This is a genomic window from Streptomyces sp. NPDC050842 (genome assembly GCF_044456565.1).
In the GTDB taxonomy this organism is placed as follows: domain Bacteria; phylum Actinomycetota; class Actinomycetes; order Streptomycetales; family Streptomycetaceae; genus Streptomyces.
Window position 1 is genome coordinate 39,328 of the sequence record NZ_JBITGA010000004.1, and the last position, 11,630, is coordinate 50,957.

Below are 11,630 nucleotides of genomic sequence, written 5' to 3' on the forward strand. Positions count from 1 at the left end.
GTTCGGGTTCGGTGGCCTGCCGGGCCGTCGCTCGGCAGGGACACCAGAACCGTACACGCAACGGCCGGGGCCGCTCGACGGAATTACTTCCGCCGACCGGCCCCGGCTCGCTACAGCGATCGGACGCGATCAGGCGCGGGGCTTCTCGCGCATCTCGTACGTCGCGATGACGTCGTCGATCTTGATGTCGTTGAAGTTTCCGAGGTTGATACCACCCTCGAAGCCTTCGCGGATCTCGGTGACGTCGTCCTTGAAGCGGCGCAGACCGTGGATCGTGAGGTCCTCGGCGATGACCTTGCCGTCGCGGACGAGGCGCGCCTTGGTGTTGCGCTTGACCTCGCCGGAGCGGATGAGGACACCGGCGATGTTGCCCAGCTTGGACGAGCGGAAGACCTCGCGGATCTCCGCCGTACCGAGCTCGACCTCTTCGTACTCCGGCTTGAGGAGACCCTTCAGGGCCGCCTCGATCTCCTCGATGGCCTGGTAGATCACCGAGTAGTACCGGACGTCGACGCCTTCGCGCTCCGCCATCTGCGCCGCGCGGCCCGCAGCGCGGACGTTGTAGCCGATGACGATGGCGTCGGAGCCCATGGCCAGGTCGATGTCCGACTCGGTGACCGCACCCACACCGCGGTGCAGGACACGGATGTCGACCTCTTCGCCGACGTCGAGCTGGAGCAGCGAAGCCTCGAGGGCCTCGACCGCACCGGACGCGTCGCCCTTGATGATGAGGTTGAGTTCCTGGACGAGACCGGCCTTGAGCACCTTGTCGAGGTCCTCGAGGGACACCCGGCGGACGCGCTTGGCGAAGGCGGCGTTGCGCTCACGCGCAGCGCGCTTCTCGGCGATCTGACGCGCCGTACGGTCCTCGTCGACCACCAGGAGGTTGTCGCCGGCACCCGGCACGTTGGTGAGACCGAGCACCAGGACGGGAGTCGACGGGGTCGCCTCCTCGACGTTGTTGCCCTTGTCGTCGAGCATCGCCCGGACGCGGCCGTACGCGTCGCCGACCACCACGGTGTCGCCGATGCGCAGCGTTCCGCGCTGGACCAGGACGGTCGAGACGGCACCGCGACCGCGGTCGAGGTGGGACTCGATCGCAATACCCTGCGCGTCCTGGTTCGGGTTGGCCCGCAGGTCGAGCGAGGCGTCGGCGGTGAGGACGACGGCCTCCAGCAGGGAGTCGATGTGCAGACCCTGCTTGGCGGAGATGTCGACGAACATCGTGTCGCCGCCGTACTCCTCGGCCACCAGACCGAACTCGGTCAGCTGACCGCGGACCTTGGTCGGGTCCGCACCCTCGACGTCGATCTTGTTGACCGCGACGACGATCGGGACGCCGGCGGCCTTGGCGTGGTTGAGCGCCTCGATCGTCTGCGGCATGACGCCGTCGTTGGCCGCGACCACGAGGATCGCGATGTCGGTCGACTTCGCACCACGGGCACGCATGGCGGTGAACGCCTCGTGACCCGGGGTGTCGATGAAGGTGATGCGACGCTCTTCGCCGTTGACCTCGGTACCCACCTGGTAGGCACCGATGTGCTGGGTGATGCCACCGGCCTCGCCCGCGACGACGTTCGTCTTGCGGATCGCGTCGAGAAGTCGGGTCTTACCGTGGTCGACGTGACCCATGACGGTGACGACCGGCGGACGGGAGACCAGAGCCTCTTCGCCACCCTCGTCCTCGCCGAACTCGATGTCGAAGGACTCGAGGAGCTCGCGGTCCTCTTCCTCCGGCGAGACGATCTGAACGGTGTAGTTCATCTCCTCGCCGAGCATCGTCAGCGTGTCGTCGGAGACCGACTGCGTCGCCGTGACCATCTCGCCGAGGTTCATCATCACCGCGACGAGCGACGCCGGGTTGGCGCCGATCTTCTCGGCGAAGTCGGTGAGGGACGCACCGCGCGACAGGCGAATGACCTCGCCGCCACCGCGGGGAAGCATCACGCCGCCCACGGACGGGGCCTGCATGGCCTCGTACTCCTGGCGCCTCTGACGCTTCGACTTGCGACCACGACGCGCGGGACCGCCGGGGCGACCGAAGGCGCCCTGCGTGCCACCACGTCCACCCGGACCGCCGGGACGGCCACCGAAGCCACCGGGACGACCGCCGAAGCCGCCGCCACCGCCGCCGGGACCACCCGGACGACCGCCGCCGCCACCACCGGGACCACCGGGACGACCGGCGAAGCCGCCGCCGCCACCGCCGGGACCGGCCGGACGACCGGCGAAGCCGGGACGAGCGCCGCCGCCACCGCCGGGACCACCCGGACGGCCGCCGGGGCCACCGGGACCACGGCCGCCACCGCCGGGACCGGGGCGCGGGCCGGCAGCGGGACGCTGCGGCATCATGCCCGGGTTCGGACGGTTACCGCCGGGCGCGCCGCCCGGACGGGGAGCCTGGGGACGCGGCATGCCACCGGGGGTGGGACGCGCGCCGCCCTGGCCCTGCGGACGCGGGGCGCCACCGGGGCCACCCTGCGGACGCGGAGCGCCCGGAGCGGCGCCGGGGCCGCCCTGCGGACGCGGGGCGCCGCCACCGGGACGGGGCGCCTGCGGGCGCGCCATGCCGGTGGAGCCACCCGAGGTGAACGGGTTGTTGCCCGGACGCGGACCGGCCGGACGGGCACCGCCCGGACGCGGGGCACCCTGGCCCTGCGGACGCGGGGCACCCTGGCCCTGACCCTGCTGGCGCGGGGCCTGCTGGGCGGGGCGGGCAGCCGCCGGGCGGGGGCCCGGGGTCGCGCCGGAGGGACGCTGTGCGGCGGCCGGAGCCGCCGGAGGCGCGGTGAACTCCGGAGTCGTCGGAGCCGGGGAGGCCGGCGCCGGCTTGGGCGCGGCCGGGGGCTTCGGACCCGGGGTGGGACGCGAGCCCGAGGTGGGCGCCGCGGCGGGCTTCTCCGCGACCACGGGCTTGGGCGCCGCCGGGGCGGGCGCTCCAGGCTTCGGGGCCGAGGGACGTACAGCCTGCGCCGGGGACGGCGCGGGGGATGCCGCAGCCGGCTTCGGCGCGGCGGGGGAGGGCGCTGCCTTGCGGGGCGCGCCGGGCTTGGCAGCGGTCTTGCCGGCGTTGCCGCCGGGACCCTGCAAAGCGTCAGTCAACTTGCGCACGACCGGCGCCTCGATAGTCGAGGACGCCGAACGGACGAATTCACCGAGTTCTTGGAGCTTGGCCATGACGACCTTGCTCTCTACGCCGAACTCCTTGGCGAGTTCGTATACCCGGACCTTAGCCACTTCGCTCCTTTTAGGTCCGGTTACCGCCGGACCGTCGCTACTTCATGGGCGTACTCATCGCGTACTCATCGAGTGCTCATCGCAATCTCGACCTACTTCCAACTCGCGAGGTACCTGACCGCACGGTGATCCGTGCCGTACTTCTTCACTGCGGTGCCGGCCTCTCGACGTGGTGACGGAGTTCCGCGGTGTCGAGTGGGCCCTGGACCTTGAAGGCCCTCGGGAACGCTCGGCGGCGGACCGCCAGGTCGAGACAGACCACGGCGGGGTGCAGGTACGCACCCCGGCCGGGCAGCGTACCGCGATGATCCGGAACACACTCGTCCTTATTCACCACGATCCGCAGTAGATCGCTCTTGGCCGCTCGCTCCCGACATCCCACACAGGTTCGTTCAGGGCATACGCGGGCTTGCGTCCGGCCAGACACGATTAAGTCTACCTCCCCGTACCGACCCCACCCGTTCGGGGCAAGAATCGAACAGCTGTTGGCCAAAAAGCGGTCTCAGTCCTGCGGACCGGTCGGCTCCGTGTCCGGACGGATGTCGATCCGCCAGCCGGTGAGGCGGGCGGCCAGGCGGGCGTTCTGGCCCTCCTTGCCGATCGCCAGCGACAGCTGGTAGTCGGGCACCGTCACCCGGGCGGACCGGGCGGCCAGGTCCACGACCTCGACCCTGGAGACCCGCGCCGGGGAGAGCGCGTTCGCCACCATCTCGGCCGGGTCGTCCGACCAGTCGACGATGTCGATCTTCTCGCCGAGCAGCTCCGCCATCACGTTGCGGACGCGGCTGCCCATCGGGCCGATGCAGGCGCCCTTGGCGTTCAGGCCCGAACGGGTGGAACGCACGGCGATCTTGGTGCGGTGACCGGCCTCACGCGCGATGGCCGAGATCTCGACGGAACCGTCGGCGATCTCCGGCACCTCGAGGGCGAAGAGCTTCTTCACCAGATTGGGGTGCGTGCGCGAGAGGGTGACGGACGGACCACGGACACCGCGGGCCACCCGGACGACGTACGTCCGCAGCCGCAGACCGTGCGAGTAGTCCTCGCCCGGCACCTGCTCCTGCACCGGAAGAATGGCCTCCAGCTTGTCGTCCAGACGGACCAGGACGTTCTTCGGGTCCTTGCCCTGCTGCACCACACCGGCGACGACGTCGCCCTCACGGCGCGCGTACTCGCCGAACGTCACGTCGTTCTCGGCGTCCCGCAGACGCTGCTGGATCACCTGGCGAGCCGTGCTCGCCGCGATCCGGCCGAAGTCCGACGGGGTGTCGTCGAAGTCCTTGGGCTCCTGGCCCTCCTCCAGCTCGGAGGGGTCTTCCTTCGCCCACACCGTCACGTGACCGGTCTGCCGGTTCAGCTCCACACGCGCGTGGCGGCGGGCGTCGGGGGTGCGGTGGTAGGCGATGAGGAGGGCCGACTCGATCGCCTCGACCAGCAGGTCGAAGGAGATCTCCTTCTCATTCGCCAAGCCCTTGAGCAGCTTCACGTCGATGTCCACGGCTACGCCTCCTCTTCCTTCTTGTCCTTGCGGTTGAACTCGATCTCGACACGCGCCTTGGCGATGTCGGCGAACTCGACCCGGCGGGCGGTGGGCTTGCGCCCCTTCACGCCCGGTACTTCGAGGTCGAGGCCGTCCTCGTCCACGGCGAGGATCCGGGCGACGAGTTCGTCGCCCTCGACGAGCTGGAGCTTGGCCAGCCGGCCGGTGGCCCGCACGTAGTGGCGGTGCTCGGTCAGGGGGCGGTCGGCGCCGGGAGAGCTGACTTCGAGGACGTACTCGCCCTCGCCCATGACGTCGGTCTCGTCGAGCTTCTCGGAGATCTCACGGCTCAGCTCGGCGCAGACGTCCAGCTCCACGCCCTCTTCCGAATCGACGACCACCCGCAGCAGTCCGCGACGGCCGGCCCGGGACACCTCGATCTCTTCCAGATCCAGGTCCTTCGCGTGGACGAGCGGCTCAAGGAGTCCGCGCAGCCTGTCGCTCTGGGTGGTGCTCATCCGGGTGACTCCTCGGCCGCGTGTGCTGTTGTGGGTTCGTCGCGTGTCGTCGCGCGTCAGACCAAAGGGTATCCGGTCCCGGAGGGTGTTGCCGTCCACCGCCCCGGGGCCCGCGGGTACGCTCGCCTGCGGTGATCTCGACGATCTTCGACGACGGACGACGGACGAGGGAGAGAGCGTGACGACGACGGGCAGGCGCGCACTCCTCAGGGCGGGCGCGGCGGCGGGCGCGACGGCCCTCGTGGGCTGCACCTCCTCCGGTGACGGCGAGAGCCCGCGGCGGCCGAGCGCCGCCGAGCTCGAGGCCGAACGGGTGGCGCGCGCCGAGGCGGCGCTGCGGCTCCGCTCGGTGACCGCCGCGCGGAACCTGCTGGAACGTTACGACGCGGTGCTCGCCGCCCATCCCGCCCTCGCGCCCCGGCTGACCCCGTTGCGGCGCTCGGTGGCGGCGCACGCGACGGCCCTGGGCGAGGGCGGGACGACGGTGAAGCCCGTGACCGCCTCCCCTTCGGCATCGGCATCGGCATCGGCGGTGGCACCCGCACCCGTACGGGTCCCGGCCGATCCCCGCGCGGCCCTCGAGGAACTCGCGGGGGCCGCGCGCAAGGCCGCCGACGGACACACGAACGCCCTGCTCACGGCGCCGCCCGAGTACGCCAGGCTGCTCGCCTCCGTGGCGGCGGCGGGCGCCGCGCACGCCTACCTGCTGACCGAAGGAGCACCGGCATGAGCGCCCTCGACGCCGCCCAGGCGGCCCTGGCCGCCGAACACGCGGCGGTGTACGGGTACGGGGTCGTCGGCGGCCGGATCGGTACGGCGCGCCGGGCGGAGGCCACCGCCGCGTACGAGGCCCACCGGGCCCGCCGGGACGCGCTGCGCCGCACCGTGCGCGACCTCGGCGGCGCGCCGGTGGTCGCGGCCGCCGCGTACGAGCTGCCGTTCCGGGTCGCCGACGCGGCCGGCGCCGTGCGGCTGGCGGCCGTCCTGGAGGACCGGGTGGCCGGGGTCTACTCCGACCTCGTCAGGGCCGCCGAGGGACCGCTGCGGCGCGACGCGGCCGCCGCGCTGCGGGAGGCGGCGGTACGCGCCGTCCGCTGGCGCGGCAGCGACGTAACCTTTCCTGGGCTCGCCGAGCGGGTGTGAGCCCGCCCCCGACCGGGGACCGACCGAACGTCAGAAGGACAACGCACGCATGGTTTTCGAACCGCCGCAGCGACTCGTACGGGCGCTCGGCGAGACGTACGGGGACACCGCGGCGACCGAGTGGCTCGGGCCGCTGCCGGAGCGCACGCGGACCATGCTCGACCAGGCGTCCCTCGACGCCGAGCGGGTGATGGCCCCCGGCGGGCGGAGCAGTCTGGTCCTCCTCGTCCGGCGCCCCGACGACTCCTCCGCCGCCCTCAAGATCGCGCCGTCGTTCGCCCGGCCGGAGCTGGAGCGGGACGCGCTGGCGCACTGGAACGGCTGGGGCGCCGTCCGGCTGCTCGACGAGACCGCCGAGGGCGGACTCGTCCTCGAACGGCTGCACCCCGAGGTGTCGCTGCGCTCCCTGCCGGAGGCCAAGGCGCTCCTGGAGGCCGCGGGGACCGTACGGAAGCTGTGGGTCGAGCCTCCGGCGGGGCACGGCTTCGAGTCGGTGGCCGAGCGGACGGCGCGGCAGGCCGCGGCGATGGAGCCGTACCGCGCGGACCCGGCGACCGGTGAGCTGACCGCGGCGGCGCTCGCCGCCCGCGAGGAGCTGGTGGCCGCCCCGGACGAGTCGCTGCTGCTGCACGGCTGCTTCCGCCAGGGCAAGGTGCTGGGCGGCGACCGGGCCCCCTGGCTCGCCGTCGGGCCCGAGCCGCTCGTCGGCGAGCGCGCCTACGACCTGGCGCGGCTCGTCCGCGACCGGGTGGAGGACCTGGTGGGCGCCTCGGCGGGTGCCTCGACCGCCCGGCGGCGGGTGAACAAGCTGGCGGACTCCCTGGACATGGACCGGGAGCGGCTGCGCGGCTGGACGCTGTTCCGCGCGGTCGAGTCGGGGACGCGGGCGTACACGGCGGGGCGGCGGCAGGACGCCGAGCTGCTCATGGAGTTCGCGAGCTGGCTGTAGGGGAATACCCTTTTTGTAACGTTCGCCGGTCCTCGGCGTACGACCGGCTCGGCTCCAGGGGGCCGTGATGATCGAAGAGCTGCTGGTGGCGGTGGCCGGCACGGCCGCGGCGGTCGCGGTGTACGCGGGCGCGGCGGCGCGGGTCGTGAAGCAGTACGAGCGCGGGGTCGTCTTCCGCTTCGGCCGGCTGCGCGACGAGATACGGTCGCCCGGCTTCACGATGATCGTTCCGGTCGTCGACCGCCTCCACAAGGTCAATATGCAGATCGTCACGATGCCCGTGCCCGCACAGGAGGGCATCACCCGGGACAACGTCACGGTGCGCGTGGACGCGGTCGTCTACTTCAAGGTGGTCGACGCGGCGGACGCGCTGGTCCGGGTGGAGGACTACAAGTTCGCGGTCTCGCAGATGGCGCAGACCTCGCTGCGGTCGATCATCGGCAAGAGCGACCTGGACGACCTGCTGTCCAACCGGGAGAAGCTCAACCAGGGCCTGGAGCTGATGCTCGACAGCCCGGCGATGGGCTGGGGCGTCGCCATCGACCGGGTCGAGATCAAGGACGTCTCGCTGCCGGAGACGATGAAGCGCTCGATGGCACGGCAGGCGGAGGCGGACCGGGAGCGGCGGGCGCGGGTGATCAACGCGGACGCGGAGCTCCAGGCGTCGAAGAAGCTGGCCGAGGCGGCGGGGGTGATGTCGGCGCAGCCGGCGGCGCTCCAGCTGCGGCTGCTGCAGACGGTGATGGCGGTGTCGGCGGAGAAGAACTCGACGCTGGTCCTGCCGATCCCGGTGGAACTGCTGAGGTTCCTGGAGCGTGCGGCGCCAATGCCCGGGACGGACAAGGCAGTGGCGGGCCCGGCGGCGGGCCCGGAGCCGGTGACCGCGCCGCTGAGTGACGCGTACCTGAAGGGGCGGGTGGACGCGACGGAGGCCGTGGAAGACCTGACCGGTGCGTCGGTGGAGCCGTCCCCGCGGGAGGACAGCGCCCGCGAGTGAGACCCACGCCGCCGAGCCGCACGCGGCACGGCGGAGGGGCCGGGCCACGCGGGCCCGGCCCCTCCGTCGCGTGTGTGACCGTCAGGCGGTCAGGCGGGCGATCGCCTCGTCGACCGTGAGCTCCTCGCGCTCGCCCGTGCGGCGGTCCTTCAGCTCCACGACACCCTCGCCGGAGCGGCGGCCCGCGACCAGGATCTTCGGGACGCCGATGAGCTCCGCGTCGGTGAACTTGACGCCCGGGGAGACGCCCGCGCGGTCGTCGACCAGGACGCGGAGGCCGGCGGCGGCCAGCTTGTCGGAGACCTCCAGGGCCAGCTCGGTCTGGAGGGCCTTGCCGGCGGCGACGACGTGGACGTCGGCCGGGGCGACCTCGGCGGACCAGCACAGGCCCTTCTCGTCGGCGGTCTGCTCGGCGAGCGCGGCCACGGCGCGCGAGACGCCGATGCCGTACGAGCCCATGGTCACGCGGACCGGCTTGCCCTGCTGGCCGAGGACGTCGAGCTTGAGGGCGTCGGCGTACTTGCGGCCCAGCTGGAAGATGTGGCCGATCTCGATGGCGCGGTCCAGCTTCAGGCCGGTGCCGCACTTCGGGCACGGGTCGCCCTCCGTCACGACGACGACGTCGACGTACTCGTCGACCTCGAAGTCACGGCCCGCGACCACGTTCTTCGCGTGCATGCCGTCCTTGTTGGCGCCGGTGATCCACGCCGTGCCCGGCGCGACGCGCGGGTCGGCGATGTACGTCACCTTCTCCAGGCCCTGCGGGCCGACGTAGCCGCGCACCAGGTCCGCGCGATCGGCGAAGTCGGACTCGGTGACCATCTCGACGGTCGCCGGGGCGAAGTGCTCCTCGACCTTGCCCAGGTCGACCTCGCGGTCGCCGGGGACGCCCACGGCGACGATCTCGCCGTCGATCTTGACCAGGAGGTTCTTGAGCGTGGCGGAGGCCGGCACGCCGAGCGAGGCGGCGAGCGTCTCGATGGTCGGGGTGTCGGGGGTGGGGATCTCCTCGGCGGCCGGGACGGCGGAGCCGTCGACCGGCGCGAGCTCGTAGGAGACGGCCTCGGTGTTGGCAGCGAAGTCGCAGTTCGGGCAGTCGGCGAAGGTGTCCTCGCCGGCCTCGGCCGGGGCCAGGAACTCCTCGGACTTCGAGCCGCCCATCGCGCCGGCGGTCGCGGCGACGATGCGGTAGTCGAGGCCGAGGCGCTCGAAGACGCGCTGGTAGGCCTGGCGGTGCAGGGCGTAGGACTGGGCGAGGCCCTCGTCCTCCGTGTCGAAGGAGTACGAGTCCTTCATGAGGAACTCGCGGCCGCGCAGGATGCCGGCCCGGGGACGGGCCTCGTCGCGGAACTTGTTCTGGATCTGGTACAGGATGACCGGCAGGTCCTTGTAGGACGAGCACTGGTCCTTCACCAGCAGGGTGAAGATCTCCTCGTGGGTCGGGCCGAGGAGGTAGTCGCCGCCCTTGCGGTCCTGGAGGCGGAACAGCTCGGCGCCGTACTCGTCCCAGCGGCCGGTGGCGTCGTAGGGCTCGCGGGGCAGCAGCGCCGGCAGCGAGACCTCCTGGGCGCCGATGGCGTCCATCTCCTCGCGGACGATCCGCTCGACGTTGGCGAGGACCTTCTTGCCGAGGGGCAGCCAGCTCCAGATGCCGGCGGCCGTACGGCGGACGTAGCCGGCGCGGACGAGGAGCTTGTGGCTGAGGACCTCGGCGTCCGCCGGGTCGTCGCGCAGCGTCTTCGCCATCAACTTCGACATGCGCTGGACCGGAACGTTGGCCATGGTTCTCGTACTCCTGCCGGGGGAAGGGTGATGGCCCGAGATTAGCCGGGCCGCCCCTCCTCGGAGAAATCAGTTCCGGCGCTTGAGCGGCAGGGCGGCGCCCATCACGGCGTACGGGCGGGCGGCGCTCGGGAAGTGCACCTGGCGCGCGAGGTCGTCGTACCCGAGGGCGCGGTAGAGGCCGCGGGCCGGGGAATCGGTGTCGATGGCGGAGAGGATCGAGCGCGACTCGTCCGCCTTGTCCGTGATCGTGGTGATCAGCTCGCTGCCCACGCCCCGCCCCTGGAAGTCGGGGTGGACGTGGAGTTCGGTGATGACGAAGGAGCCGTCGAGCCAGTCGGCGGTGCCCGTGGCGCGCAGGTACGGCTCCACGACCGTGGACCACCAGTGCGTACGGTCGTTGGGCATGCCGTACACGAAGCCGACGAGCCGCCCGTCGGGCGTCATGGCGCCGTAGGCGCACGCGCCGGGGCTCATGAGGTGGCGCAGGACGATGTGGCGGCGCACGGCGACCTCGTCCTGGTCCAGGCCGAAGGCGACCGCCTGCACGGCGAGGGCCTCGTCCACCCGGGCGGCGAGATTGACCGGTCCGATCACGACGTCTGCGTCATCCATGCGGCGCACCCTACAAGCCCCCTAGAACAGCACGCTCATGAAGGCGCCGGTCTCCCGGAAGCCGACGCGGCGGTACGAGGCCCTCGCGGGGGTGTTGTAGTCGTTGACGTACAGGCTGACCACGGGGGCGACGTCGGCGAGGGCGTACTGGAGGACGGCGGCCATGCCCGTCTCCGACAGGCCCTTGCCGCGGTGCTCGGGGGCGACCCAGACGCCCTGGATCTGGCAGGCCAGGCGGGTCGCGGCGCCGATCTCCGCCTTGAAGACGACCTTGCCGTCCTCGATCCGGGCGAAGGAGCGGCCCGCGCCGACGAGCTCGGCGACCCGGGCCTGGTAGAGCAGTCCGCCGTCGTTCGCGAGCGGGGAGACGCCGACCTCCTCGGTGAACATGGCGATGCAGGCGGGCATGATCGCGTCCATCTCGTTCTTGCGGACGCGGCGGACCAGCGGATCGGCGGCGACCGTGGTCGAGGGCTCCTCGGCGATCATCAGCGGCTGGCGGGCGCGGACGTCCCTCGCCGGGCCCCAGCTGGGCTCCAGAAGCCGCCACAGGTCGGTGGTGGGCTCGACGGGGCCGACGATCGAGGAGCAGCGGCGGCCGATCCTGCGGGCCCGGTCGGCGAAGGCGCGGACGGCCTCGGGGGTGGCGCAGATGGGGACGAGGTTGGCGCCGGAGTAGCAGAGCGAGCGCAGTCGCCCCTCGGCGTACCAGCCCCACATCTCGCCGCCGAGCCGCCAGGGATCGAGCCCGGCGACCTGGACGCGGGCGGTCACGAAGGCGTTCTCGACGGGGGAGCTCTCCAGGACGGCCAGGGCGGCGCCGAGGTCGGCGGGTTCGAGGACCCGGGTGGTGGTCTCTGTCAGCACGAGGGGGCCTCACGGTACGGATCTGCTGGTCTCCGCACTTTA

At 72.1% G+C, this 11,630-nt stretch carries 11 protein-coding genes; 4 read left to right on the forward strand and 7 right to left on the reverse strand.

Annotation, left to right across the window (positions count from 1 at the left end; genetic code table 11):
• Positions 1-129: 129 nt before the first annotated feature.
• The 4 genes from infB to rimP all read right to left on the reverse strand — a co-directional run bounded on the left by infB (position 130) and on the right by rimP (position 5,235).
• Complete coding sequence (infB, locus tag ACIBG6_RS13295; protein ID WP_329620900.1) at positions 130-3,237, reverse strand: translation initiation factor IF-2; 3,108 nt, start codon at positions 3,235-3,237, stop codon at positions 130-132.
• Between the two features lie 145 nt (positions 3,238-3,382).
• Positions 3,383-3,664 carry a YlxR family protein gene (locus tag ACIBG6_RS13300; protein ID WP_317599664.1) on the reverse strand — a complete coding sequence of 94 codons (282 nt, stop codon included), beginning with the start codon at positions 3,662-3,664 and terminating at the stop codon, positions 3,383-3,385.
• A gap of 75 nt (positions 3,665-3,739) precedes the next feature.
• A complete protein-coding gene (nusA, locus tag ACIBG6_RS13305) occupies positions 3,740-4,735 on the reverse strand; it encodes a transcription termination factor NusA (RefSeq protein ID WP_317599662.1) in 996 nt (331 codons plus the stop codon).
• Between the two features lie 2 nt (positions 4,736-4,737).
• Positions 4,738-5,235, reverse strand: coding sequence for a ribosome maturation factor RimP (gene rimP, locus ACIBG6_RS13310; RefSeq protein ID WP_317599660.1), 498 nt, complete (start codon positions 5,233-5,235; stop codon positions 4,738-4,740).
• A 178-nt stretch (positions 5,236-5,413) separates the two neighbouring features.
• Here rimP and ACIBG6_RS13315 point away from each other — a divergent pair, with 178 nt between their 5' ends.
• From ACIBG6_RS13315 to ACIBG6_RS13330, 4 genes are all read left to right on the forward strand, one after another.
• Positions 5,414-5,965 (forward strand): hypothetical protein, encoded by a 552-nt coding sequence (locus tag ACIBG6_RS13315; RefSeq protein WP_399222730.1) that lies wholly within the window; start codon positions 5,414-5,416, stop codon positions 5,963-5,965.
• Complete coding sequence (locus ACIBG6_RS13320) at positions 5,962-6,378, forward strand: ferritin-like domain-containing protein (protein WP_399222731.1); 417 nt, start codon at positions 5,962-5,964, stop codon at positions 6,376-6,378. Before ACIBG6_RS13315 ends, ACIBG6_RS13320 begins: the two co-directional genes overlap by 4 nt.
• A gap of 49 nt (positions 6,379-6,427) precedes the next feature.
• Positions 6,428-7,327 carry an aminoglycoside phosphotransferase family protein gene (locus ACIBG6_RS13325; protein ID WP_399222732.1) on the forward strand — a complete coding sequence of 300 codons (900 nt, stop codon included), beginning with the start codon at positions 6,428-6,430 and terminating at the stop codon, positions 7,325-7,327.
• 67 nt (positions 7,328-7,394) lie between these two features.
• Complete coding sequence (locus ACIBG6_RS13330; RefSeq protein ID WP_399222733.1) at positions 7,395-8,324, forward strand: slipin family protein; 930 nt, start codon at positions 7,395-7,397, stop codon at positions 8,322-8,324.
• An 81-nt stretch (positions 8,325-8,405) separates the two neighbouring features.
• Here ACIBG6_RS13330 and ACIBG6_RS13335 read toward each other — a convergent pair whose 3' ends face one another.
• From ACIBG6_RS13335 to ACIBG6_RS13345, 3 genes are all read right to left on the reverse strand, one after another.
• Complete coding sequence (locus ACIBG6_RS13335; RefSeq protein WP_399222735.1) at positions 8,406-10,106, reverse strand: proline--tRNA ligase; 1,701 nt, start codon at positions 10,104-10,106, stop codon at positions 8,406-8,408.
• Positions 10,107-10,175: 69 nt separating this feature from the next.
• Positions 10,176-10,721 (reverse strand): GNAT family N-acetyltransferase, encoded by a 546-nt coding sequence (locus tag ACIBG6_RS13340; protein WP_399222737.1) that lies wholly within the window; start codon positions 10,719-10,721, stop codon positions 10,176-10,178.
• A 21-nt stretch (positions 10,722-10,742) separates the two neighbouring features.
• The gene (locus ACIBG6_RS13345; RefSeq protein ID WP_399222738.1) at positions 10,743-11,588 is read right to left on the reverse strand and encodes a GNAT family N-acetyltransferase; all 846 of its coding nucleotides are present in this window, start codon (positions 11,586-11,588) and stop codon (positions 10,743-10,745) included.
• Between the last annotated feature and the right edge of the window lie 42 nt (positions 11,589-11,630).

What these genes read in the sequence shown, in the direction of transcription:
- ACIBG6_RS13320 (WP_399222731.1), top strand. Translation starts at nt 5,962, where the DNA reads ATGAGCGCCCTCGACGCCGCCCAGGCGGCCCTGGCCGCCGAACACGCG.
- ACIBG6_RS13340 (WP_399222737.1), bottom strand. Translation starts at nt 10,721, where the DNA reads ATGGATGACGCAGACGTCGTGATCGGACCGGTCAATCTCGCCGCCCGG.
- ACIBG6_RS13325 (WP_399222732.1), top strand. Translation starts at nt 6,428, where the DNA reads ATGGTTTTCGAACCGCCGCAGCGACTCGTACGGGCGCTCGGCGAGACG.
- ACIBG6_RS13330 (WP_399222733.1), top strand. Translation starts at nt 7,395, where the DNA reads ATGATCGAAGAGCTGCTGGTGGCGGTGGCCGGCACGGCCGCGGCGGTC.
- rimP (WP_317599660.1), bottom strand. Translation starts at nt 5,235, where the DNA reads ATGAGCACCACCCAGAGCGACAGGCTGCGCGGACTCCTTGAGCCGCTC.
- ACIBG6_RS13335 (WP_399222735.1), bottom strand. Translation starts at nt 10,106, where the DNA reads ATGGCCAACGTTCCGGTCCAGCGCATGTCGAAGTTGATGGCGAAGACG.